The sequence below is a fragment of the Flavobacterium faecale genome, from assembly GCF_048320115.1.
In the GTDB taxonomy this organism is placed as follows: Bacteria; Bacteroidota; Bacteroidia; order Flavobacteriales; family Flavobacteriaceae; genus Flavobacterium; species Flavobacterium faecale_A.
In genome coordinates, this window is sequence record NZ_CP182943.1 from 1829940 (window position 1) to 1853308 (window position 23369).

General features: G+C 34.6%; 23 protein-coding genes. 4 read left to right on the forward strand and 19 right to left on the reverse strand.

The window, feature by feature from the left end:
- Nucleotides 1-119: 119 nt before the first annotated feature.
- From fabD to ACNH59_RS07735, 9 genes are all read right to left on the reverse strand, one after another.
- Nucleotides 120-992: an ACP S-malonyltransferase gene (fabD, locus tag ACNH59_RS07695; protein WP_418264829.1), complete on the reverse strand. Its 873-nt coding sequence runs from the start codon at nucleotides 990-992 to the stop codon at nucleotides 120-122.
- A 250-nt stretch (nucleotides 993-1242) separates the two neighbouring features.
- A complete protein-coding gene (locus ACNH59_RS07700) occupies nucleotides 1243-1470 on the reverse strand; it encodes a (4Fe-4S)-binding protein (RefSeq protein ID WP_418264830.1) in 228 nt (75 codons plus the stop codon).
- A gap of 2 nt (nucleotides 1471-1472) precedes the next feature.
- Complete coding sequence (locus ACNH59_RS07705; RefSeq protein WP_418264831.1) at nucleotides 1473-1880, reverse strand: OsmC family protein; 408 nt, start codon at nucleotides 1878-1880, stop codon at nucleotides 1473-1475.
- A gap of 96 nt (nucleotides 1881-1976) precedes the next feature.
- A complete protein-coding gene (locus tag ACNH59_RS07710) occupies nucleotides 1977-2693 on the reverse strand; it encodes a pirin family protein (protein ID WP_418264832.1) in 717 nt (238 codons plus the stop codon).
- A 236-nt stretch (nucleotides 2694-2929) separates the two neighbouring features.
- On the reverse strand, nucleotides 2930-3502 hold the full coding sequence (locus ACNH59_RS07715) for a Crp/Fnr family transcriptional regulator (RefSeq protein ID WP_418264833.1): 573 nt from the start codon (nucleotides 3500-3502) through the stop codon (nucleotides 2930-2932).
- A 159-nt stretch (nucleotides 3503-3661) separates the two neighbouring features.
- Nucleotides 3662-3868 (reverse strand): hypothetical protein, encoded by a 207-nt coding sequence (locus ACNH59_RS07720; protein ID WP_418264834.1) that lies wholly within the window; start codon nucleotides 3866-3868, stop codon nucleotides 3662-3664.
- A 33-nt stretch (nucleotides 3869-3901) separates the two neighbouring features.
- The gene (locus ACNH59_RS07725; protein ID WP_418264835.1) at nucleotides 3902-4363 is read right to left on the reverse strand and encodes a ferritin-like domain-containing protein; all 462 of its coding nucleotides are present in this window, start codon (nucleotides 4361-4363) and stop codon (nucleotides 3902-3904) included.
- 167 nt (nucleotides 4364-4530) lie between these two features.
- The gene (locus ACNH59_RS07730; RefSeq protein ID WP_418264836.1) at nucleotides 4531-6390 is read right to left on the reverse strand and encodes a peptidase U32 family protein; all 1860 of its coding nucleotides are present in this window, start codon (nucleotides 6388-6390) and stop codon (nucleotides 4531-4533) included.
- Between the two features lie 268 nt (nucleotides 6391-6658).
- Nucleotides 6659-7021, reverse strand: a complete 363-nt coding sequence (locus tag ACNH59_RS07735) for a DUF983 domain-containing protein (RefSeq protein WP_418264837.1) — start codon at nucleotides 7019-7021, stop codon at nucleotides 6659-6661.
- 92 nt (nucleotides 7022-7113) lie between these two features.
- On the opposite strand from ACNH59_RS07735, the gene ACNH59_RS07740 reads away from it, so the two are divergent.
- The 3 genes from ACNH59_RS07740 to ACNH59_RS07750 all read left to right on the forward strand — a co-directional run bounded on the left by ACNH59_RS07740 (nucleotide 7114) and on the right by ACNH59_RS07750 (nucleotide 10032).
- Entirely contained in the window at nucleotides 7114-7980 is an 867-nt protein-coding gene (locus tag ACNH59_RS07740; RefSeq protein ID WP_418264838.1) for an AraC family transcriptional regulator, read from the forward strand.
- A gap of 189 nt (nucleotides 7981-8169) precedes the next feature.
- A complete protein-coding gene (locus ACNH59_RS07745) occupies nucleotides 8170-9606 on the forward strand; it encodes a hypothetical protein (protein ID WP_418264839.1) in 1437 nt (478 codons plus the stop codon).
- Between the two features lie 129 nt (nucleotides 9607-9735).
- Nucleotides 9736-10032, forward strand: coding sequence for a Dabb family protein (locus ACNH59_RS07750; RefSeq protein ID WP_418264840.1), 297 nt, complete (start codon nucleotides 9736-9738; stop codon nucleotides 10030-10032).
- Between the two features lie 240 nt (nucleotides 10033-10272).
- Here ACNH59_RS07750 and ACNH59_RS07755 read toward each other — a convergent pair whose 3' ends face one another.
- The 3 genes from ACNH59_RS07755 to ACNH59_RS07765 form a co-directional block, all read right to left on the reverse strand.
- Nucleotides 10273-10662 carry a VOC family protein gene (locus tag ACNH59_RS07755; RefSeq protein ID WP_418264841.1) on the reverse strand — a complete coding sequence of 130 codons (390 nt, stop codon included), beginning with the start codon at nucleotides 10660-10662 and terminating at the stop codon, nucleotides 10273-10275.
- 587 nt (nucleotides 10663-11249) lie between these two features.
- Nucleotides 11250-12440: a pyridoxal phosphate-dependent aminotransferase gene (locus ACNH59_RS07760; RefSeq protein WP_418264842.1), complete on the reverse strand. Its 1191-nt coding sequence runs from the start codon at nucleotides 12438-12440 to the stop codon at nucleotides 11250-11252.
- Nucleotides 12441-12508: 68 nt separating this feature from the next.
- Nucleotides 12509-13606: a fatty acid desaturase family protein gene (locus tag ACNH59_RS07765; protein WP_418264843.1), complete on the reverse strand. Its 1098-nt coding sequence runs from the start codon at nucleotides 13604-13606 to the stop codon at nucleotides 12509-12511.
- 112 nt (nucleotides 13607-13718) lie between these two features.
- On the opposite strand from ACNH59_RS07765, the gene rsmG reads away from it, so the two are divergent.
- A complete protein-coding gene (rsmG, locus tag ACNH59_RS07770; protein ID WP_418264844.1) occupies nucleotides 13719-14348 on the forward strand; it encodes a 16S rRNA (guanine(527)-N(7))-methyltransferase RsmG in 630 nt (209 codons plus the stop codon).
- Between the two features lie 179 nt (nucleotides 14349-14527).
- Here the strand turns inward: rsmG and pruA are convergent, their stop codons facing one another.
- The 7 genes from pruA to map all read right to left on the reverse strand — a co-directional run bounded on the left by pruA (nucleotide 14528) and on the right by map (nucleotide 23339).
- The gene (gene pruA, locus ACNH59_RS07775; RefSeq protein WP_418264845.1) at nucleotides 14528-16156 is read right to left on the reverse strand and encodes an L-glutamate gamma-semialdehyde dehydrogenase; all 1629 of its coding nucleotides are present in this window, start codon (nucleotides 16154-16156) and stop codon (nucleotides 14528-14530) included.
- A gap of 179 nt (nucleotides 16157-16335) precedes the next feature.
- Complete coding sequence (gene apaG / locus ACNH59_RS07780) at nucleotides 16336-16722, reverse strand: Co2+/Mg2+ efflux protein ApaG (protein WP_418264846.1); 387 nt, start codon at nucleotides 16720-16722, stop codon at nucleotides 16336-16338.
- A gap of 85 nt (nucleotides 16723-16807) precedes the next feature.
- On the reverse strand, nucleotides 16808-18070 hold the full coding sequence (locus ACNH59_RS07785) for a DUF5103 domain-containing protein (RefSeq protein WP_418264847.1): 1263 nt from the start codon (nucleotides 18068-18070) through the stop codon (nucleotides 16808-16810).
- A 197-nt stretch (nucleotides 18071-18267) separates the two neighbouring features.
- The gene (locus tag ACNH59_RS07790; RefSeq protein WP_418264848.1) at nucleotides 18268-21174 is read right to left on the reverse strand and encodes a DEAD/DEAH box helicase; all 2907 of its coding nucleotides are present in this window, start codon (nucleotides 21172-21174) and stop codon (nucleotides 18268-18270) included.
- Between the two features lie 6 nt (nucleotides 21175-21180).
- Nucleotides 21181-21945: a class I SAM-dependent methyltransferase gene (locus ACNH59_RS07795; protein WP_418264849.1), complete on the reverse strand. Its 765-nt coding sequence runs from the start codon at nucleotides 21943-21945 to the stop codon at nucleotides 21181-21183.
- Between the two features lie 102 nt (nucleotides 21946-22047).
- Nucleotides 22048-22422: a GxxExxY protein gene (locus tag ACNH59_RS07800; protein WP_418264850.1), complete on the reverse strand. Its 375-nt coding sequence runs from the start codon at nucleotides 22420-22422 to the stop codon at nucleotides 22048-22050.
- Between the two features lie 98 nt (nucleotides 22423-22520).
- Nucleotides 22521-23339 carry a type I methionyl aminopeptidase gene (gene map, locus ACNH59_RS07805; RefSeq protein ID WP_418264851.1) on the reverse strand — a complete coding sequence of 273 codons (819 nt, stop codon included), beginning with the start codon at nucleotides 23337-23339 and terminating at the stop codon, nucleotides 22521-22523.
- Between the last annotated feature and the right edge of the window lie 30 nt (nucleotides 23340-23369).

The following is a 23369-nucleotide window of genomic DNA, read 5'->3' on the forward strand; positions in this document are numbered from 1 at the left end:
AATATAAATTAAAAATTCTCAAAAAAGGTTGGTGGATAAATGAGATAGTAAAAAATATCCCCACAAGAATAACTTGTGGGGACATTTATATAAACTAATTGCTGTGACTGAATACTGAGTTATGCGTTTGCGGTGGCGGCTTCTTTATTGATTTTTCCAATTAAACCAGCCAAGACTTTTCCAGGACCCACTTCCGTAAATAAAGTAGCACCATCAGCAATCATTTGTTGAACAGATTGTGTCCATTTTACAGGAGCAGTCAACTGAATGATTAAATTTTTCTTGATTTCATTAGCGTCCGAAACAGCCGATGCTGTAACGTTTTGATATACTGGACATATTGGATTGGAGAAAGTAGTAGCTTCAATTGCAGCAGCTAATTCTTCACGTGCTGGCTCCATCATTGGTGAGTGAAAAGCTCCTCCAACAGGCAATAACAAGGCGCGTTTGGCTCCAGCTTCTTTCATTTTTTCGCACGCCAATTCTACTGCTTTAAATTCTCCTGAAATTACTAATTGACCAGGACAGTTGTAATTAGCAGCAACCACAACACCGTCGATAGATGCACAAACTTCTTCCACAATATTGTCAGCTAAACCTAAAACAGCAGCCATAGTAGAAGGCTTGATTTCACATGCTTTTTGCATCGCTAAGGCTCTTTGAGAAACTAATTTTAATCCGTCTTCAAAAGACAAAGCACCGTTTGCAACTAAAGCAGAGAATTCACCCAATGAGTGACCTGCTACCATTTCTGGATGAAAATCTTCCAATGTTTTGGCTAAAATTACAGAGTGCAAGAAAACCGCTGGTTGGGTAACTTTGGTTTCTTTCAATTCGTCGGCAGTCCCTTCAAACATAATGTCTGTGATGCGGAAACCTAATATTTCGTTCGCTTTTTCAAATAATTCTTTTGCCAAAGTCGAGTTCTCATATAAATCCTTACCCATTCCGGTAAATTGCGCTCCTTGCCCAGGAAAAACGTATGCTTTCATATTATGCTGAATTTATTTCAGCATCACGATAAATGCTGAAAGGTTATTTAGGCTGCAAAAATAGTATTTTTTTTAGGAGCAGCAACATTTGTACTTTTTATGACGAACTGTCCTGCTGTTCGCTACAATCTTTATAGCTGAACCCCAGCTATAAAGGATTTTCGCTTCCATCAGGGCTAATAGATTAGTTTTAGTGATTTTAATAACGAAAAAAAGGTTGTAAAATCAACGAGATAGTATATATGGGAGTTTATTTTTTATTCATGTAAAAAGATAATGCTCCCGAAGGACATTTGTTTACCGTATCAATAGTCTTCTCTGTTGTAGAAGCATCGATTTTTATCCAAGGTTGTTCTTTTGGTTTGAAAACATCGGGATTATTGCGGACACAATTTCCGGAATGAATGCATTTCCCTGATTGCCATATAACAGTAACTTCTCCGTTAGTATATTCTTTTTTGATGTCTTTTGGATCCATAATTATAAAGTTGTGTTGATTAGTATCTTATTCTTTAATATTTTAGAAATGGGGCATTTTTCAGCAATTACTAAAAGCCTCTTTTTAATGTCTTCATCAATAAAAGTTGAAAAACTGATAGTCCGACTGATGGTTGTTGTTAATTCCGAATCTGTTTCTTGAGTCAAGTTTAACGAAATATTTATCTCAGGAATGTCCCAACCTTTTCGGTCAATATACATTCGTAAAGTTGATAAAGTACAACTAGCTAAGGAAGCTAATAGTGCTGTAAACGGATCAGGTCCTAAATCTTGACCTTCAATAGATGGTGGTTCATCCATATAAAATGTTCCCTTTCTCCATGTAATAGTACATTTGTATTTTTGAGTACCAATGTGACCCTTAATGTCTTCTTCTAATAGTTTTTCCATAATTATAAAATTTCTTAAAATTCAATAGCTTTTAGAATTAATGTTTTTTAATTATCCCTCGAAGGGTTCCAAACCCTTCGAGGGATAATTAACTATTTACATTTCCATAGGAATATCCATAATTAAGAATTTAGCAGCTGTCTTTGCAGTGATTTCTAAAGTTTCAAAATCGGTAATTCCGATAGCGTCTCGGGTATTCAATAGTTGTCCGTCTACCATGATTGTTCCAGAAATGACCATGATATAAACTCCGTTTCCTGGTTTTTTTATTGCATAGGTTTTGCTGAAATCAGCGTCAAAATCGGCTAAATAAAACCAGGCATCTTGATGAATCCAAACGCCTTCATCTTCTGCATTTGGGGATAAAATTTGAGCAAAATTATTTTTTTGTGCTGCCTGATCCAACGTTATTTGTTGGTAACGTGGTGTGACATCTTTTTTGTTAGGAAACAGCCAAATTTGGAATAACTTTGTTTGTTGATCAGCATTTGGGTTGAATTCAGAATGTTGAATTCCAGAACCTGCACTCATCACTTGAATGTCGCCACTTTTGATAATTGAGCTGTTTCCCATACTATCTTTGTGTGCCAAATCTCCTTCAAACGGAATCGTGATAATTTCCATATTGTTGTGTGGATGTGTTCCAAAACCCATTCCACCTGCAATGGTATCGTCATTCAAAACACGTAGGGTTCCAAACTGAATTCTATCTGGATTGTACCAATTTGCAAAACTAAAACTGTGAAAAGCATTAAGCCACCCGTGGTTTGCATTTCCTCTTGTATCTGCGGTATGTAAAACTGTTGTTGCCATGATTATAAATTTAGTGATTATTATAATACAAATTTACGGCAGGAGGAAAGGTTGAGCACTTAATGTAGATTAAGAAATTAGTGTTCAGTTATTTAGATTGGGTATATTCAGTTTCCAGTTGTTGTTTTTTTTTTAAAATAAAGTTCAGTCTTTAGTGTTAAAATTTTAAAAAAACTTTTGAGGATAGTGGTTTATCTGGATACTAAAATTCTGATTACTAAATTACTGATCACTGTCTACTTTTTCAAAAGCCTGCTTTTCATCTTACTAAAAAACTCGGGTGTTACCCCAATAAATGAAGCAATTTGTTTTTGAGGAATTTTGTATTGTAGGTCTCCATATTTTAACTGGAATTTTTCAAAACGTTCTTCGGCAGAAAGACTTAGATTGTCCATCAATCGTTCTTGATTGGCAACCAAGGAGTTTTCGATTAAGATTCTAAAAAAACGTTCAAGTTTAGGGATTTCGTGGTATAAAATTTCTTGATTTTCTTTTGACAAAACAATTACTTCGGCATCTTCTAAAACTTCGATAAATAAGTTACCAGGCTTTTGCGAAAGCAAACTATACATATCACTTATCCACCAACCCGCGCAGGCAAAACTCATAATATGTTCTACAATGTTATCATTAATTGTGAAACTTCTCAAAATCCCCGAATTGACAAAATAGGAGTCTTTGCAAATTGTGCCACTTTGGTGAATAATGGTTTTCGTTTTGAAATGTTGTGTTTTCGTTTTAGATAGGAAGAGTTTTTCTTCTTCGGGTGTAAGTGTAATTAGTTTGCTAATGTTATCAAGAATAAGCATGGTTTTTATTTTGGATACAAATTACACAATTTTTGATATAGTAAATCAGTAGAGCTTATTTATAATATTAAAATTTTAAGAAATGGGAAGAATTGGTATAGAACAAAAAAAAACAGCACTTGTAAAATGCTGTTTTTTGTTTAAAAATAATTTAGAGTTTTACTTATCTGGTTGATCGTAATGCTCTTTTTGTTCCAATTCTTTCTTGCGAGGAGGTTTTTCCTCGTACCCCAGATTTGTTTTTCCCTCTGTTAAAGGATCAATTTTATTTTTTTTAATATCATCAATCAAATCTTCAGGGATTGGAACTTTAACAGGATTTTCAGTTGACGACTTTTTTCCGTGCTTTTTATCTTGATTTTTCATAATAATATTTTTAATTTTTATAATTAGAAAAAACTAGGTTAACGTTTTTTTCTCCATTTCAATTTTGGCAAGAGTGGTTTTAATACTTGCTAATTGCTTCAAAATTAAAGGACGTAAAGAAGTGTTTAGGTGCTCTTCGTTTAAAGCATCTTCATATTCTTCAATTGCTGCTTTTTCTCCCGTGATACAAGCATTAATAATTGCTTCTTTGTCTCCTCCAGTTACAAGTGATTTAATGTCAATCCATGCTCTGTGTATAGCGCCCATTGGTCCGCCTGCTGTATTAGTTGATTTTCCTAGTTTGTTGATTTCATCCTGTAGTTCAACAATAAAAAGTGCTCTTTCTCTCGCATATCCTAAAAAATCAGTTTTTGCTTGATTGCAATCTACATCTTCAGCGGCATTAGTATAGCCTAATTTTCCATCATCAAGAATTGTGATTAATCTATCTAAAATTTCAATTGTTTTTTCGTTTGTTTTACTTGTATTTTCCATGATTATATTCTTTTTAAAAGTTATAATACAAAGATGGTACAGTTGTCAATGTTTTGTCTTACAGAATTTAAAGCGATTTTTATAAAATTTCAGTTGCGGGTGAATTTCGTATAAAACAAAAAAAACTGCTTCTATAAAAAAGCAGTTTTTGTAATATATGGTTTTGATTAAACTTCTTCGATTTCAAATTCAGCGTCTTTTTCCCAAATTTCCATTTCACAAGGTTTGCAGTTGAATTTTAGTTTGTATTCTAATTCGCCTTGTTTCAATACTAAAGGTTCTTTGAGCTTTTCGCCCATTGTTTCTTTTTGGTGAATTGGACATTTTCCTAATTCATATTTGATGCAATATTTGGTGGTCATTACACGTGATTTTCCAGGATCCCATTGCAGTTCAAATGCTTGTTCAATTTCGGTAACACCATGACGTTCGTAAAATTTACGAGCCGTTTTATTGGCAACATTGTACATGAAATCCAATTTGGTTTCAGGGTAAGGATGTGAGGTTTTTACAATTTGATATTCCTCACGATGGTAATTAGCCAAACGTATTTCGGTCAATTGCTCAAAAACTGTTCGTCTCATTTCGTTGATTTTCGAAATAGGCATAAACCAGTTTTTAGTAAACATTACATTAATTCCGTCAGCTGTATAAGGCGTGAAACCTGTTTTTGCCAATTGCGTTTTGATGTTGTCTTCCATCGAAAGTCCTGTTTTAGTCTCTTCCTTAGGCGATTCTAATTTTACAGTACTTACATAACCATCTTCATCGGTAGCGATTAACTCAAAGCCAGTTTCGTTTTCGGTCAATAATAAACTTGTGCTAATTTTACGTACAGCACTATCTTCACGTTCAACCAATTTGATAAAAGCAGCATCGTTATTTCGGTAGATAAAAGTACCTTCTTTGATTTCTTTAAAAACGTTAGGATAAGCCAAACCATTTTCGGCTTTGTTTACATAAATTCCTTCGGCTTCGTTTTGTTCGTTGATAAAACAAAGACCATCACCGTTATTCAATAATTCACCGTTCTCAATTTGGTAAGCATTCCCAATTGTTTTAATTAGTTTACCAATGTATTGCCCTTTCGATTTTGGACTTTCCCATGAACCAATGGATTGGTCTCTTCCGTTTACAAAATAATCGGTATAGCCACGGTTGAAGCTTTTGTTCAAAGCCGAATCAAAAGTATAGGTACATTTTCCAGAAGATGCTTTGGTGTATTTGTCACTTCCATCCAAGAAAGCGTCTAGTTTTTTTCGTAAAAACGAAACGTTATTTTTTACATACACCACATCTTTCAAGCGGCCTTCAATTTTGAAGGAAACCACTCCAGCTTCAACTAAATTCGGAATTTGGTCCGAAACATCAAAATCTTTGATCGAAAGTAAATGGCTGTTTTTAATCAACGTATCCCCGTTACCGTCAATCAAGTTGTACGGCAAACGACAGTTTTGTGCACAAGAACCACGGTTGGCAGAGCGTTCTCCGTTGGCCACACTCATATAGCAGTTTCCGCTAAAGGACACACAAAGCGCTCCAGTCACAAAAAACTCCAATTCGACATCACTAGCCGAACTGATTTCTTTGATTTGGTGTAAATTTAATTCACGCGCCAAAACCACACGTTTGATTCCAGCATCTTTTAAGAACTTAATTTTGTCGGCATCGCGGTTATTGGCTTGTGTGCTGGCATGAATCACGATAGGAGGCAACTCCATTTCCATAATTGCCATGTCTTGTATGATCAAGGCATCCACGCCTATATCATATAATTCGTAAATCATCTTGCGACAAGATTCTAGTTCATTGTCGTACAAAATCGTATTAATTACCACAAAAACTTGAGCGTGATACAAATGCGCATATTGTACTAATGCCGCCACATCTGCTATGGAATTGGTTGCGTTAGAACGGGCACCATACAAAGGTGCGCCAATATAAACAGCATCTGCACCACTATTGATGGCTGCCATTCCGTGAAACAAATCTTTTGCAGGGGCTAGAATCTCTATTTTCTTTTTCATCTTTTGATGATACTATTTTAATTATTAAAACTTTAGACTTTCGTGGTTCACGAAAAAAAGTCTGCAAAGGTCTAATAAATTATTCAAGATTTCTAATTATAAGAAGATTTTTTTGGGCGTGTCCCTCCGTAAAAACTACGGGTCGGGCTATTCGCTCTATCTTTTTTGGGGCAAAAAAGCCCCAAAAAAGGATGCCGCTACTATCCCTCACGCAGCACACGAAAATAAAGAAGAGTTCAAGAATATTGATAATCTTGTCTAACAGCTTTTAAACCGAATAATTTTTAAACATATAAATCCATAACAATCTTGAAAGCCGAATGTTAAACGAAGCTAGTCCAATGATTACCAAAGCTATTATGGGAATAATACGCAAGTCAAATCTTTCAGTGAAAAATTGTTGTGCTATCACATAAGTTGCAATAGATTGTGCCACTGTAATACCATAATTCATGTACATCGCTCCAAAAAAATACCCAGGTTCTTTTTCAAACTTGTAATTACAGTGAGAACAATGCGCATTCATTTTTGGAAAACCCACATTGAAAATAAGAGATTTTTCATCAAAAACTTTGCCTTGATGACAATGTGGGCAGTTGTTACTCAGTATGTTTGTTAAAGTATTTGCCATCGTTTTTTAATTTTAAACAAAGGTAAACCAATGGTTCAAAATAGATTTTTTCTATCTTCGCTACTTATAGCACAATAAAGACATTTTGAGGTATGGCGAAGTATCCTATTTATTCTATTCAGCGTTTTAATTGCAATTCAGTTCAGTCGGATTTTTATGTGAATACTTTTCAAAATCATTTGGTTACGCATCCTTTTGTAGAAGAGCCACATCGTCACAATTTTTATCTGTTGGCCTTTTTTACAAAAGGTTCAGGAATCCACGAAATTGATTTTGATAGATTTGATGTGCAACCTGGAAGTGTTTTTATGTTGCAACCCGGACAAATGCACCACTGGAGTTTGTCTGAAGATGTTGATGGATATGTGGTGTTTTATTCGCAAGAAATGTACAATCTTTATTTTGGTGAAAAAAATCTGGCAGCGTTCCCGTTTTATTTTTCGAATGCTACCCAACCAGAGATTTTGTTATCTCAAGAAGAAATGAAGGGTTTGTTGCCTTTTTTTGAAATAATTTTAAAAGAAAGTGTGTCAAGCGAACTTTTTAAAAAAGACAAAATTTTGAATCTACTCGATATTATTCATATTGAATTAGCTAGAAAGTACCAAGAAATTGTAGTGCCAGAATCCCATTCTTATAATACCAAGTTAAAACAATTCAGTCAGCTATTAGAAAAGAATTTTACTGTGGAAAAATCGGCGGCTTTCTATGCCGATGCACTACACATTACGCTCAAACACCTTAATCGAATTTGCAATGAAATGGTTAGTAAAACCACTTCTGAACTTATTAATGAAAGAGTAGTTCTTGAAGCCAAACGGATGTTGATGGATAAAAATTTATTAATTCATGAAGTAGCTGCAAATTTAGGTTATGATGATAATTCGTATTTCGTACGTTTTTTTAAAAAAAATACGGGCATGACTCCCAAAGAATTTCGGTTGCGTAAGGGGAGGTAAATTAGATTTAGAATTTTGCCAAATCAAAGTTTGTTGTGATTCTTTCCACTCTTTGAATAACTCCTGCCTCTTTTTCTTCTCTTTATACCCAAATATAAATAGCTAAAGCCATTTTTAATTTATCTCTTTATTATTTGTTTAGTTTCGCGTTTCAATCGAAACCCTAAATCTTAACCAAACAAATTCAACATGAAAACATTTAAAAAGGTATTAGTTTTAACTGCCCTAGTTATTGTCAGTGCGTGTAAAAAAGAATCAAAAGAAAATTACGCGACTTCGAGTACAGCTTCAACTTCAGATTGTTTAGCTCCAGCAAATTGGTTTACGACAGTAAACAACACCCGACAAACTCCTCCTCCCAATGAAGGTCCAACTAGTGTTTTTGCAAATAATGCTACTGTGTCCAATTGTGATTTTCACCAATGGTCTTGGCAAAAGTTTCTTTGGCTGACCAATGATGTTAATGGAAAACCCTTGTTTATGGAGCAGTTAATTCAAGTGAATTCGTTAGGTCAAAAATTAGACGCTACCAAAGGAATTGTTTTAACTGATACGGCTCAAGCAAGTTCGCCTACAGATATTTTGAAAACACCAAATTATCCATCGGGTATTCCAGCAGCTACTACGGTTTATTATTCTATTTTCATGGATAAATTGCTTTATGAAACCATGGTTAAATATGCGCCAATCGCAAAAAATGATCCTACAAAAATAAAAGATGTAGCTTTTCCTGTAGGTTCCTTAGAATTAAAAACGTCTTGGATTGAGGCTACAGCTCTTAAAGATACCACTTCCTATTTTATCACTAAAGGAGAAATTAATGGCGTAAAAACGAGAGTGGCTCTTTTAGGAATGCACGTTGTAGGAGTTGTAGAGAATCATCCCGAATTTATTTGGGCTACATTCGAACACGAAAATTTAGCTCCTGCTTATGATTGGTCTAAAGCTACTCCCACAACTGATGCGCCAGTAACAAGTACAGTTGTTTATCCGTTTTTCAATAAAAATAGTACTGTTACTGTTAAGAATATCACTTCTGGTAATGGAGTTTATACTGATGTTTTTTCGGTTTACAAATATGGTGTTCCAGTAGAAAAGGCAATAAAAGGTTCTTTTGATGTGCAACTATATATGAAAACGAGCCAAGATGGTTCTCAGAATTTTAATAACATTCGTACCCTTAATGAAAGTGTTAAAAAGCAATTGAAAGGGATTTGGAATAATTATTTTTACAACGGTTCAATTTGGATTGATACTGAAGGTTATAAAAATACCCAATCGCAAGCGGCTTTATTGGATTCCTTAAGCTATAATCTCTCTAATTCCGCACCTGGTAAACTTACACGAGGGTCTGTAGCAGCATACAATATCACAATGGAAACTTATGTTCAGGTAGGTTTTAATCCGAAATCAATTCATGGAACAACGGTTGATAGCTTAGCAAATTGTTTCTCTTGCCACAATGCCAATTATAAAAACAATGCTTCTCCTCTTTATATTAGCCATGTTTTTAAAGGATATTTAGGAAATTTAAAAGGATTAAATGTCACACAAATAAAACAATCCCATGTTGATGAATTCCTAAGGCAGCATCGTCTACGTCTAAAAGAGAAATCAGCAAAATAAAAAAGAAATTCAGTAATTCGAAAAACCACAAGCGATTGTTTGTGGTTTTTTTTTGGCTGCTATTGAAAGTTTAATTTCATAAATTTGAAGCAACTAATAGAAATACTAATCACCTTATAAAATACAGTTATGATTCATCACTCTGTTTATTTCAAGTTTAAAATAGGTTTAAGCACTCTAGAGACACAAGATTTTTTTAAAGCGGCCAATTTGTTGTCTGCTATTCCAGGGGTGCAAAATTTTGAAGTTGTGAAAGAGATTAGTCCCAAAAATGATTTTGAATTTGGCTTGTCAATGGTGTTTGAAAATGCCAAAGTTTATGAAAACTACAATCTGCATCCCCATCATGTTTCGTTTGTTCAGGAGTATTGGTTACAAATGGTGGAAGATTTTTTAGAAATAGATTACGAGGCTATTGTTGGGTAAGTTTTGTTTTTAAACCAGATAAGGCATATAAGTTTTTTTCAGCGTAGTCCTCCCGAAGCGTTGGAAGAATTTTGCTGTTTTTCGATTATCCCAAAAAAACGACATAGGTAAACTGTATTATTTCAGAGTAAATTAGACTAATTTATATATAATATGATTGTGTCAGATTGTAGTTTGTTTACTTCTTTAATTCTACTATGTCTGTACTTCAATCTGACGTTTTTGGTTTACTCACTATTTTTATTTCATTGAATGTATTCCAATCATATTTCCTTCTGTGTCGCTGGCAAGAACTATAAAGCCATATTCTCCAATTGACATTTTTGGTTTAACAATTTTACCTCCTGCTTTTTCGACTCTACCCTGTTCTATACTGCAATCTTCACTCATAAAATAGACAACAGTACTGTTGTTACCCGCTTTAAATCCTTCCATTTGGACAAGGGCTCCAGTTGCTCTGTTTTTAGAGTCCATATCTCCTGGGAAAAATAACATCTGCATATTTTCACCAGTGTCAGGCATTGGTATTTCAGACATTGTAAATTTAAAAACGTTTTCATAAAATGTTTTTGCTCTCGCTAGGTCGTCAGTATAGATTTCGAACCAAACTACTGGATTTTCATTTTTCATAGCAATGTTTTTTTAATGAATAATTTTTTTCTTTGATCTAGGAATTGTGGAATTCTTTCTTGCGCTATAGTTAGGAATTAGTGTTACGCTAATTTACAAAATAATATTTGAATCTAATTCTTTACTGATTTGATTGTCTTTAGATTACGTGAAAAATAAAGTTGTGATTTATGTTTTGTGTTTTGTTGGAAAGCTGAGGGAGTCTGTGAGTGCATGAGCGGGACGCTTGAGGGAGCGTAGGGTATTGGTGGCAATCTAAGATATTGATTTGGTTTAAATGTTTGTTTTTCGCTATTTTATTTTCTGTTTATGCATTTTTTTGAAATCACAAACTATAAAAAAAACATTGTATTCGAATAGTACCACAAAGCCCGCGTGAGGGATTGAAGCTAGCTACCGTAGTAGCGCGTAAAGCCCGACAGCAGTAGCAAAAGGGGCTTTATGACCGCAAACAAAAGTAAGCCCCTTTTGCTAGTGGTGGCACGCCCAAAAAAAAAGCCCCAAGTTTCCTTGAGGCAATTTTATAATTTAAATAGAGCGTTAGTTTTTTGATTCCTAACCTCTGCTTTCTTATTTCTAACTTTAGACTATCCTGCTAGAGCATCTTTGATTCTTCTTAAAGCTTCTATCAAAATATCGTCGCTTGTTGCGTAAGAGAAACGGATGCAGTTTGGGTTTCCAAAAGCGTCACCTGTTACGGTTGCAACGTTAGCTTCAGCCAAAAGGTACATTGATAAATCCATAGCATCTTTGATTTCAGTTCCTTTCAATGTTTTTCCGAAGAAAGAAGAAACGTCTGGGAATACGTAGAAAGCTCCTTCTGGAACGTTGATTTTGATTCCTGGAATTTCTTTCAACAATCCAACCACTAAATCTCTACGAGAGTGAAATGCTTGTACCATGTGTTTCAATACAGATGGGTCGGCATCAACAGCAGTGATGGTAGCACGTTGTGCAGGAGAGTTGGCTCCAGAAGTTACTTGGCCTTGAATTTTAGTACACGCTTTCGCAATGAATTCTGGTGCTCCAATGTAACCAATTCTGTATCCTGTCATAGCAAATGCTTTGGCAACTCCGTTTACGGTGATGGTTTTGTCTAACATTCCTGGGATTGATGCAATACTGCAAAAAGTTCCAGAGAAGTTGATGTGCTCGTAAATTTCGTCAGCTACTACATAGATGTTTGGGTGTTTTTCTAAAACTGCTGCAAGGGCTGTTAATTCCTCACGGCTGTAAACAGATCCTGAAGGGTTACATGGAGAAGAGAACCACATCATTTTTGTTTTTGGTGTGATTGCAGCTTCTAATTGTGCAGGTGTGATTTTGAAATCACTTTCAATAGATGTAGGAACTTCAACCGGTACACCACCAGATAATTTTACGATTTCGAAATAAGAAACCCAGTAAGGTGCTGGCAAGATTACTTCGTCACCATCGTTCAACATTACTTGAGCAATGTTGTACAATGATTGTTTTGCTCCTGTAGAAACCACAATATTTGCTGGTTTGTAATCCAAGTCATTGTCTCTTTTGAATTTTCTGCAAATAGCATCTTTCAACTCACCGTATCCATCTACTGGAGAGTAGGTACTGTAGTTTTCATCAACAGCTTGTTTAGCTGCTTCTTTGATAAAATCGGGTGTATTGAAGTCAGGTTCTCCTAAACTTAAACTGATAATGTCTTTTCCTTGTGCTTTTAATTCGCGAGCCAATGCTGCCATTGCTAATGTTTGCGAAGTAGCCAAATTGTTAATTCTGTCTGAAAGAATATGGTTCATTAAAGTTGATTTAAAAGGCTTTGATTTCTGTAAAAAATCGAAGCGGTTAATGATTTATTTTTGTTTTATTATTGCGTGATTTCAGGTTGCATACCCAGGTCTTTTAAATGTTTGACATGAGCGACAACGGCGCTAAACATGGTTTTGTATTCAAAATAGGGTAGGTTGCATTCTTTGGCGGTTTGTTTGACAAATTCAGCAATTTTTCCATAATGAATGTGACTGATATGCGGGTATAAGTGGTGTTCAATTTGGTGATTCAATCCTCCTGTATAGTAGTTCAATAGCCAGCTTTTTGGGGCAAAATTGGTCGTGGTGTACAATTGGTGAATAGCCCAAGTGTTGTCCATTTCGTTCAACTCATTAGGTGTTGGATTGTCAGTTTCTTCAACTACGTGAGCCAATTGAAAAACAATACTCAAAATTAATCCAGCAGTGTAATGCATGATGAAAAAGCCAATTAAAACTTTCCACCAAGTGATTAATAGAAAAGGAATAACCAGCCAAAAAGAGAAATAAATAATTTTAGAAATGACCAGTCCTGTCCATAATTTTTTTGGATTGGCAGGACCGCCGTAAGATAATTTTCTTTTTAGGTAGTCGCGCATTTGCTTGAAATCGGTTGTCAAGCACCAATTGATGGTTAATAAACCGTATGCAAACAAGGCGTAATATTGTTGGAATCTATGAAAACTGTACCATTTGGCATGTTTGGTAAAACGGATAATTCTTCCTGCTTCAAGATCTTCGTCATGTCCTGGAATATTAGTGTAAGTGTGGTGCAATACATTGTGCTGCACTTGCCAGTTGTAGACGTTTCCTGCCAAGATGTAAATACTACCACCCATGATTTTGTTAATCCAAGGTTTGGATGAATACGAACCGTGGTTTCCATCGTGCATGACGTTCATTCCTACGCCCGCCATTCCTACGCCCATGATGAAACTTAATAAAATATGGAGCCCAAAGTGTATACCAGGGACTAATAATAATACAAAATAGGGAACAAATAACAAAGAAAACATGATCACTGTTTTGATGTATAATTTCCAGTTACCTGTTTTTTTTAGGTTGTTTTCCTTGAAATATTCATTCACTCGCGCGTTTAAAATCTTGAAAAATTTTAAAGCATCATGTCTTGGAAAAGTAGGCGCATTCGAATTCATAAATAGTTTAAGTTGTAATAGTTTGCAAAGGTAATTATTAAAATTTTCTATTTGCAAAATTCAACTACTATTTAAGATTTAAAAATAGTACTTTTGTTAAAAATTTAAGATAATGGACGAGATTTTGAAGTATTTCCCTGATTTGACGGATATTCAAAAACAACAATTTGCACAATTGGATTTTTTATACCACGATTGGAATGAAAAAATCAATGTAATTTCAAGAAAAGATATTGATTCTCTTTATACTAAACACGTTTTACATTCTTTAGGAATTGCCAAAATCATGAAATTTGAACCGGGAACTTATGTTTTGGACGTAGGCACTGGCGGAGGATTCCCTGGGATTCCATTGGCGATTTTGTTTCCTGAAACTCGTTTTTATTTGATTGATGTAATTGCCAAAAAAATAAAAGTAGTGCAAGGAGTTGCTGAAGCTTTAGGGTTGAAAAACGTCAAAGCAGAGCAAATAAGAGCCGAAAATGTAAAGGGCGATTTTGATTTTATTGTAAGTCGTGCCGTGACCAATATGCCTGATTTCGTTTCTTGGGTAAAAACCAAAATCAAAAAACAACACAAGCACGAATTGAAAAACGGAATTTTGTATTTAAAAGGTGGCGATTTGACTGAAGAGTTGAAAGATTTTCCAAAAGCAACCTTATACGACTTGGCTACTATTTTTGAAGACGAATTTTTCGAAACTAAAAAAGTAGTGCATTTGCCATTGAAGTTTGTGGTTTAAAAAGGTTAATTGTTTTGAGGTTTAAAGTTGAAAACACGGATAATGTACTGGTAGAAAGTTTATTATGTTTTCGAATTAAGGTTTTTTAAATTAGATAAAAGAAAGCCCACAAATTCACATTTATTTGAATCTTGTGGGCTTTTAAATTGGTGCCTAAGTACTTCTCCTCGTACTTCAAATTATTCTCCCAAAAACGGATATTTATAACTTTCTGGGCTTACAAAAATTTCTTTAATTGTTCTTGGGGAAACCCAACGCAATAAGTTTAATGGTGAACCTGCTTTGTCATTGGTTCCCGAAGCTCTTGCTCCTCCAAAAGGTTGTTGACCGACCACAGCTCCTGTACATTTATCATTGATGTAGAAGTTACCCGCTGAATTTTGCAATTTTACGGTGGCTTCTTCAATCGCATAACGGTCTTGGCTGAAAACGGCACCTGTTAGGGCGTATTCTGAAGTTTGATCTACTAATTCCAAAGTTTCTTGCCATTTGGAATCTTCATAAATGTAAATCGTAACTACAGGCCCGAATAATTCGGTTTCCATCGTGGTGTATTTTGGATTTGTGGTTACAATGACTGTAGGTTCTATAAAATATCCAACCGACTTATCGTAGTTTCCACCCAAAATGATTTCAGCATCTGTATCTTTTTTGGCTTGGTCGATGTATTTTGCCAATTTATCAAATGAACCTTCGTGAATAACCGCCGTAATAAAATTGCTAAAATCTTCGGGAGTACCCATTTTTAAAGATTGTACATCTATTGTCAATTGCTCTTTGATGGCTGGCCATAGGCTTTTTGGTAAATAGACTCTCGAAGCTGCGGAACATTTTTGACCTTGAAACTCAAAAGCCCCACGTACAATTCCAGTAGTGGTTTGTTTTACATTGGCACTTGGATGGGCAATGATAAAATCTTTTCCGCCTGTTTCCCCTACGATTCTTGGATAGGTTTTGTAGTGGTGAATGTTGGTGCCAATTTTGGCCCAAATATCTTTAAAAACATGTGTCGAACCAGTGAAATGTACTCCAGCAAAATCACGACTAGCCAAAACGGTATCTGTAATCATCAAAGCATCTCCAAAAACAACGTTGATAACACCATCAGGAACTCCAGCTTCTTTGAAAACTTCGATAATGATTTTTGCCGAAAAAACTTGGCTGTCACTTGGTTTCCATACCACTACATTTCCCATCATCGCCGCACTTGCTGGTAGATTAGCAGCAATGGCTGTAAAGTTAAAGGGGGTAATGGCATATACAAAACCTTCAAGAGGGCGGTATTCTAGTCGGTTCCAAGTAGAGGAATCAGAATTAGGTTGGTCTGCATAAATTTGGGTCATGAACTCAACGTTGAAACGTAAAAAGTCAATCAATTCACAAGAAGCATCAATTTCAGCTTGATGGATATTTTTTGACTGCCCAATCATAGTGGCAGCATTGATGCGAGCTCTGTAAGGACCTGCGATTAATTCTGCTGCTTTTAGAAAAATGGCCGCACGTTGTTCCCATGCCATATTTGCCCAAGCTTGTCGTGATTCTAATGCATTAGCAATCGCTTTTTCAATATGCGATTTTTCCGCAAGATGGTATGTTCCTACACAATGTTGGTGGTTGTGTGGAGGGGTTATTTTTCGAGTATTACCAGTTTTGATTTCTTTACTTCCAATGTATAAAGGGACATCAATTTTCGAATTCCACATTTTGGAATAAGCCTCTAAAACTGCTTTTTTTTCTGGAGAATTTGGCGAATAATTTTTTACTGGTTCGTTAATTGCTTTTGGTGTCTTGAAAAATCCTTTTAACATAGTAATGTGTTTTTTTTAATGTCTATTAGTATAACTTAAAATAAGTTAGAATGTAGAAAATAAATGATTTATAGAAAATGCAAATCAAATACGTGAATCACAAAAATACGTAGATTTATCTGAAAAGACAGTGCTTTTGGTGTGAAATAAAGGTTTTTAGTATGTTTTGTAGGTGTTTCTTAATTCAATGCAAAGGGTGCGCAAAGTTTGAATGTAGGAATGTAAACCTTGAAGTTTTTGGCGTTACTAAAATTAATCATATTGAAATGTCCTTGCATCGCGCCATAAGGAGAGGCTAACAAGCATCCTGAGCTATAGGTGTGTTGTTCTCCAGGTTTTAATACTGGTTTTTTACCAATGATTCCTTCACCATCTACAATTTCTAAATCATTTAAAGAGTCAAATATTTCCCAGTGACGAGAAGTCAATTGTACAGAATCTTTACTGTGGTTTTCTATTGTAATCTCGTAACTAAAGGCAAAGTGAATCTTATAGTTTTTGAAGTAGGTACCTTCAAAACTAGTCAAAACTGAAATTTTTATGCCTCTTGTTATTTGAGAAACCATGCTGAACTAATAGATAGTTATGTGATTAGAAAACAAAAATACAAAAAAAAAGGATTCGTTTGACTGTTTTAGCAGTTGGTTTTTTTTAATTCACAACATTTATAGAACTAGCAGTTCCTTTTCCGATGACTCTATCGTATCTTGCAGTGTTGTCTCTGTAGTAAACGAGTATAGTGTATTCGTTTTCAGTTTGATAAAAATTACCGTCTATGGCATTTTCATGATCAATTGTTCCTTTGTTGTCGGCCACAACGTACTTATAATTCGTGAATCCTTGCTTGATTAGGATGGCTTTTTCGTATATTCCTTTTTCAGGATTATAGTCCATTTTGTTTTCAGGACTCATAGTGTAATTGTTAAACATTCCTACGACATAAATATCTTTTTTAAGTCTAAAACTAGGTGCTGAAAGACTGAAATATACCCAAGAATAATCGGATTCAATTTCGCTATTTTCAGCATTAGCATTTAATACTACAAAATTCCCATTGACATCTTGGTAAAAAGAATACGGGAAATTAGCTCTAGCCTCATTAGTAAAAAGGTGGGTGCTGTAGATATCGGTGCTTGAATCTACTTTGGATATAAAATTAGAAGGGAAACGGATGTTTTTATTCTCAAAATACATGAATTCGTTGCCTGCCCAAAATTGTGTTTCAGTATCGTATTTGTAAACTAAATTGTTGCCAATGGTATATTGTGGAGCAATATTTTTAATGGCTTGGTTGAAAACACCGTTTTGAAACAAGGCCACCTTTACATTTTTGATAGGATTTTGAAAAGTTATGGAGTTTGAGTTTATTGAGAAATCTAAATTGTGTTTGTATGGTAGATTATTGATTGTTCGAGCTCTTTTAACTTGTAAGGGCACAGTAGCTAAGTCTTCAAAAAGGATGAACCTTCTACTGAAAACAGTTTCTCTACTTTCATTTAATATTTTCAATATATAATTCCCGCTTAATTTTAAACGTTGTGTATGCTGATTAGGAATTTGTAAGCTAAAATGCGAGTAAATTTGCAAAGTATTAAATGAGGTTGTAATGTTTTGAAGTCGTTGATTGTCAAAACCTGCCAAATATTCAATTTTAGGAATTTCAGAAGGAATCCAATTGTAGTCACAATGTGTAATTTCATAAAAATAATCCCCGTTATTGCCATACAAATCATCAAATTGTAATTGAAACCCAGAACCTAATTCAAAAATAGGAACTACATTTCTGTTGTTTTGGATAAATGAAATTGTTTTGATGTTGAAAGGTGGCGCGATTTCTTTTTCTATATTTTGAGCGAATAATGAAATATTCAATAAAAGAAAGAATAGAATTTTAGAGTTGATTTTGAGATACATAGTAATTAGTTCAATGCTAAAGCGTAAATATAACGAAATATTTTTTACATTGTTTTTGTTTTAATTTGAATGTCCTAACGTTCCAGATAGTTCCGTTTTTATTTTCAAAAAGACAACATAAACACTTCAAGTAATTGCAAGTTCAATCTGAAAATTGTAATTTAGAAACTTAGTGCCTTTGTGTCTTGGCGGCAAACTCACTCCAGTATATAACTCAAATTTGCTTCAATATCAGGACTGATGCTGTTTTCTTCTAAAAGTGAATCAGATAAAAGTTTTTTGTTTTCTTGTAAACGAATGATTTTCTCTTCGACTGTATTTTTTGAAATGAATCGAATGACATTTACTTTGTTTAATTGTCCCATGCGGTGTGCGCGTCCTATACCTTGTTTTTCGGCAAATGGATTCCACCAAGGGTCTAAAAACAGTACATAGGATGCTTTGGTAATGTTCAGTCCTACACCGCCTGCTTTTAAGGATATGAAAAATACTAAAATATCATCTTGCTCTTGAAAACGGTTCACGGCAATTTCACGGTTCTTGGAATCGGTGGCACCTGTGAGTTCGCAAAATTTAATATTGTTGGCCATGCACCAGTCTTTATAAAATCCTAAGTTGGATACAAACGAACTAAAGACAATTGTTTTCTGTTTGGACTGAATCAAAGTTGTTAAATAATTTGTTACCGCATTGTATTTACCGGAGTCCAAACTAGATTTGGCATCAATCATTTTAGGATGATTGCTTAGTTGGCGTAAACGCATCAAAGTGTTGATAATATTTATTTTGTCGGCCTTGGTTCCGTCTGTACGAAGTAGTGCGTTTCGAGCTTTGGATTTTTCTTCTTCGTACAGTTTTTCTTGTTCATTTTCCATATCGCAGTAATAAATCTGCTCGGTCAATTCAGGCAAATCGTCCAAAACTTGTTCTTTGGTACGCCTTAAAATAAATGGGCTAATTAAAGTTTTTAATTCTGCCAAAACCGTTTCATCTTGGTTTTTCTCTATCGGATTTTTATAATTTTGAACAAAAAAAGCATGACTGCCTAAAATATCAGGATTGATGAATTCCATTTGCGACCACAAATCATCTAGTGAGTTTTCAATGGGAGTACCACTTAACGAAATTCGATTTTGTGCTTGAATTTGGTTAATCGCCTTGAATATTTTGGAGTTTTTGTTTTTAATGTATTGACTTTCGTCTAAAATTAAATAGCGAAATTGATACTTTTCTAAAATCGCAATATCTCTAGATGCGATTGCATAACTGGTAAAGACCAAATCATAACGGGCTAGTTTTTTGGCTATCAACTTTCGTTCATTACCTACATATTGAATACGGCGCAAATGTGGGGTGAATTTGCGAGCTTCATTGTACCAATTGAATACTAATGAAGAAGGCAAAACGACCAATACTTTCAAATATTCCTTGGCTTGCGGAATCAGATTGCCAAACAAATCCAATTGCTCGGCTTCACGTTGTTGGTTCTCGAGTTGTTCTTGAATTGCGACCAAAGTTGTCAAGGTTTGGAGTGTTTTTCCCAATCCCATATCGTCTGCAAGGCAAGCTCCCATCCCATTTTGATAATGTTCTAACAGCCACTTTACACCACTTAATTGGTATGGTCTTAAAGTAGCTTTTACCAAAGGAGAAATTTTGAATTCTGGGATAGCTTCAGGTTTGATCTCCAATTGTAATTCGGGAATGGTATTAAGAATGGCAAAATTGCTTTTGGGTAATTGCAATTTGTCTTCTTTTATTTTAGCCAATTTAGCTAAAGGAGCATAATGCATCATCCATTCTTTCGGGATCAAAAAACAACTGCCATCGGCTAAGGTATAGACTTGGTTTTGCTGTTTTAGATTGGGAATAATTTCGGTGAAACTAAATTCAAATTCCCCACAACGAATCATGATTTTAATATCAAACCAGTCATTTTGAATTTGGTTCGAAAAAGAGATAACAGGTTTTTTAGTTTGGATCTTTTTTCCTTCCAAAGTAAAATTGTCTAGCTGTAATCCTAAAGATTGCAATTTTTCTTGATTTTCTACAACCCACTGAATGCTATCGTATGTCGAACTATTTTCTGCTTTTGACGAAAGCCTAAAGAAACCATTATCGGTTTTTTCGAGTCCTAGGTTGGTTAATTTTTGCTCGAAAATTAATTCAGAATCCAAATTGCGTTTGTATTGAATGACTTTGATTTGCTCAGGGTTCTCAATGTCAATTTCAGAATGGCTGTTCTTGTTTGTAGAACAGTCAAATAAATGTTCGTTGTAACCAAAACGTAAATTAAGGTAATAACAGTTTTTGAAGAAATCATGCACTGTTTCTAATTGACAAGAATCGACTTGGTTGTATTGAATAATTTCAAAACCATCAGCGGTCACATCAACCTTCTTGACAATGTCTTTGATGAATTTCTGAAAATAATCCGTTACCATTCGTGACGGAATCTCGATTGTTTTTTTGGTTAAAAAAGGTTTTAATTTTTTGGCATCAATAGCTTTTAATTGTACAAGTTCTTGATTTATAATTAACCAGGCTGGGTTGTTTAAAAGTATTTCTATCTTTTTGTCTGAAGGATGAAAAGTATGTTTTTCGTCCTGAAGTTGTAAATTGTACTGAATTCCATTTTCGGTTTTAAGAAAATGAATTTTAGTTTCCAAAGGGGTATTTTGAGTAGTAATTTGACTTTTTCTAAAATCTTTGTCTTTCCCTATCGAAAAGCAAATGGGGAAATTATAGGTGTTGACTAATGTTAAAAATTCAGTCAATTTTAAATTTTGATAATGCTGAATCCCAACAGCTACTTTTACATCTTTGAATAGTTCTTCAAGGTTTTTTTTTGTTTTGCCAGAATTGAATTTTTTAGTCAAAATTTCAGTTTGTAAACTTTCGCAAATAGAAAGAGCATTTTGTATTGTCTTATCTAGCGACTTGATTTCTATTTGGTAGCTTTTGAGTACCTCAGTAGTTGCTTTTTTGCTGAGATATCCGATAGGTAACCCTTCGTCAACCACATAAGCAGTTGGGATGTAAAAATTACTTTTAACGTCCCAACTTAAATCAAAACAAAAAGGGTGTTTTGCAATTATTTCCAAAATCTTTTATTTGAAACATACAGGAATAATTTCGCCTTTGGCTAAACAATATTTTTCGACTAATTCAGGAGCAATTTTATTAGTGTAATCTTCCTCAAGAACGGTAAAACCAATAGTTCTTAGTTTGTCAAAATAATCACGTCCATAAATACGTACGTGATCGTATTGACCAAAAATTTTAGCGCGCTCTTTTTGGTCAGTAATGGTGTCATCTGCAAATGTATTCTCGCGATTCAAATCTTGTGGAATTTGTAAAATCGCCATTCCGCCAGGTTTTAATACACGATACAATTCCTGCATTGCTTTGGTATCGTCAGGAATATGTTCCAAAACGTGATTACACAAAATCACATCGTATTGATTGTCTTCAAAAGGCAAATTACAAATGTCTGCTTTGACATCAGCCAATGGCGAAAACAAATCGGTGGTGGTATAGTCTAAGTTTTTTTGTTTTCTAAAACGCTTGTAAAACGCTTGCTCAGGAGCAAAATGCAAGACTTTGTGAGGTGCTGTAAAAAAGTCTGTCTCTTCATTCAAGTACAACCATAATAAACGGTGTCTTTCAAGAGACAAAGTACTTGGTGAAAGCACATTGTTTCGCTGTGTTTCATATCCATAAGGCAACATCGATTTAAAACTTTTCCCATCAATAGGATCGGTGAATTTATTTCCTTTTAACGAAAAAGCAATTATTGGTCGTGCCACATAACTTAAACGAATAAGGAATGGACGAGGGATGGTATTGAGTATAAGTTTAAAAACAGATTTCATTTGAATGTGAATTACACAGAGATTTCATTAAAAAGAACAAACACAGATTTCACAGATTAGCACAGATTATTTGTGGTTAAAATGTATTTCACAAAGTGGATGTTATAAAATTATTCGTTTGTATTTTAAGCTGTCTTCACCAAAATTGACTAATAGTCCAATTTTGTTTTTTGAGGCAGCTAAGTAATTTAATGTTTGTTTGATTTCACTTGACGACAGTAATTGTATTGCTTTAATTTCTAAGATAATTTTGTCAAAAAGAACAAAATCAGCAAAATAATAAGTTGGTAGAATGATTTCTTTATATTCGATATTGTATTTAACTTCTCGTTTATAATCGATTTCATTTTTATCAAATTCATATTCTAACGCATCTCCATATACTTTTTCACTATGTCCTTTGCCTAGAATCTTATGAACTTCCATACAAGCACCAATTATTTTGTATGTTTCTTCTTTAAGATAATATTCTTCCATATTTAAATTTGATTAATCATTTTTTTTAAATATTTAGAGCGGCTTAATTTACAAAGTTATTTTGTGAATTAATCTGTGATAATCTGTGAAATCTGTGTTTAAACTACTAGTGGCACTTTACGAAACTCATCTTCTTCATTAGTTACAATACCTAAGGCTTTGTTGATATACGCAAAAGTGGATAGTAACTCTGGTTTTCCATCTACTAAGGCAATATCGTGTTCAAAGTGAGCAGATGGTTTTCCGTCTGCGGTTAGGATTGTCCAGCCGTCTTTTAGCTGTTTGATGTTGCGAGTACCTTGGTTAATCATAGGTTCTAGTGCAATCACCATTCCTTCAACAAATAATTTTCCGCGACCACGTTTTCCGTAGTTTGGCATTTCAGGGTCTTCGTGCATCTTTTGGCCAAGACCATGACCAACCAACTCACGAACCACTCCGTATCCGTGGCCTTCAGTGTATTTTTGGATAGCATTACCTACGTCTTCCACACGGTTTCCTGCTTTGAATTCACGGATTCCTACATATAAAGATTCTTTGGTAACTTGTAATAATTTTTTGGTTTCAGGAGCTACTTCTCCTACTTCAAAAGTATAGGCATGATCTCCATGGAAACCATTTTTGAACGCACCACAATCTACAGAGATAATATCACCACTTATTAAGGGTGTATTGTTTGGAATTCCATGTACTACTTGAGCATTTGGGCTCATGCACAAAGAATTTGGAAAGCCATATAAACCTAGGAAACTTGGTTCAGCACCATGGTCACGAATAAACTCTTCGGCTAGTTTGTCTAGGTACAAAGTGGTTACACCTTCTTTTATTTCAGAAGCAAGCATTCCTAATGTTTTGGATACAATTAGGGCACTTTCACGCATTAATTCTATTTCTTCACGAGATTTTACTATAATCATGGTTCTAAATTTTGAGTTGGCAAAAGTACA

Coding starts and splice junctions, on each gene's coding strand:
- ACNH59_RS07725 (WP_418264835.1), bottom strand. CDS start 4,363: ATGGAAAATACAAGTAAAACAAACGAAAAAACAATTGAAATTTTAGAT.
- apaG (WP_418264846.1), bottom strand. CDS start 16,722: ATGGTTTCTCAAATAACAAGAGGCATAAAAATTTCAGTTTTGACTAGT.
- ACNH59_RS07800 (WP_418264850.1), bottom strand. CDS start 22,422: ATGGAAGAATATTATCTTAAAGAAGAAACATACAAAATAATTGGTGCT.
- ACNH59_RS07755 (WP_418264841.1), bottom strand. CDS start 10,662: ATGAAAAATGAAAATCCAGTAGTTTGGTTCGAAATCTATACTGACGAC.
- ACNH59_RS07745 (WP_418264839.1), top strand. CDS start 8,170: ATGAAAACATTTAAAAAGGTATTAGTTTTAACTGCCCTAGTTATTGTC.
- ACNH59_RS07720 (WP_418264834.1), bottom strand. CDS start 3,868: ATGAAAAATCAAGATAAAAAGCACGGAAAAAAGTCGTCAACTGAAAAT.
- ACNH59_RS07785 (WP_418264847.1), bottom strand. CDS start 18,070: ATGTATCTCAAAATCAACTCTAAAATTCTATTCTTTCTTTTATTGAAT.
- ACNH59_RS07760 (WP_418264842.1), bottom strand. CDS start 12,440: ATGAACCATATTCTTTCAGACAGAATTAACAATTTGGCTACTTCGCAA.
- map (WP_418264851.1), bottom strand. CDS start 23,339: ATGATTATAGTAAAATCTCGTGAAGAAATAGAATTAATGCGTGAAAGT.
- ACNH59_RS07710 (WP_418264832.1), bottom strand. CDS start 2,693: ATGGCAACAACAGTTTTACATACCGCAGATACAAGAGGAAATGCAAAC.
- ACNH59_RS07730 (WP_418264836.1), bottom strand. CDS start 6,390: ATGAAAAAGAAAATAGAGATTCTAGCCCCTGCAAAAGATTTGTTTCAC.
- ACNH59_RS07740 (WP_418264838.1), top strand. CDS start 7,114: ATGGCGAAGTATCCTATTTATTCTATTCAGCGTTTTAATTGCAATTCA.
- rsmG (WP_418264844.1), top strand. CDS start 13,719: ATGGACGAGATTTTGAAGTATTTCCCTGATTTGACGGATATTCAAAAA.
- ACNH59_RS07705 (WP_418264831.1), bottom strand. CDS start 1,880: ATGGAAAAACTATTAGAAGAAGACATTAAGGGTCACATTGGTACTCAA.
- ACNH59_RS07795 (WP_418264849.1), bottom strand. CDS start 21,945: ATGAAATCTGTTTTTAAACTTATACTCAATACCATCCCTCGTCCATTC.
- fabD (WP_418264829.1), bottom strand. CDS start 992: ATGAAAGCATACGTTTTTCCTGGGCAAGGAGCGCAATTTACCGGAATG.
- ACNH59_RS07700 (WP_418264830.1), bottom strand. CDS start 1,470: ATGGATCCAAAAGACATCAAAAAAGAATATACTAACGGAGAAGTTACT.
- ACNH59_RS07765 (WP_418264843.1), bottom strand. CDS start 13,606: ATGAATTCGAATGCGCCTACTTTTCCAAGACATGATGCTTTAAAATTT.
- ACNH59_RS07735 (WP_418264837.1), bottom strand. CDS start 7,021: ATGGCAAATACTTTAACAAACATACTGAGTAACAACTGCCCACATTGT.
- pruA (WP_418264845.1), bottom strand. CDS start 16,156: ATGTTAAAAGGATTTTTCAAGACACCAAAAGCAATTAACGAACCAGTA.
- ACNH59_RS07715 (WP_418264833.1), bottom strand. CDS start 3,502: ATGCTTATTCTTGATAACATTAGCAAACTAATTACACTTACACCCGAA.
- ACNH59_RS07750 (WP_418264840.1), top strand. CDS start 9,736: ATGATTCATCACTCTGTTTATTTCAAGTTTAAAATAGGTTTAAGCACT.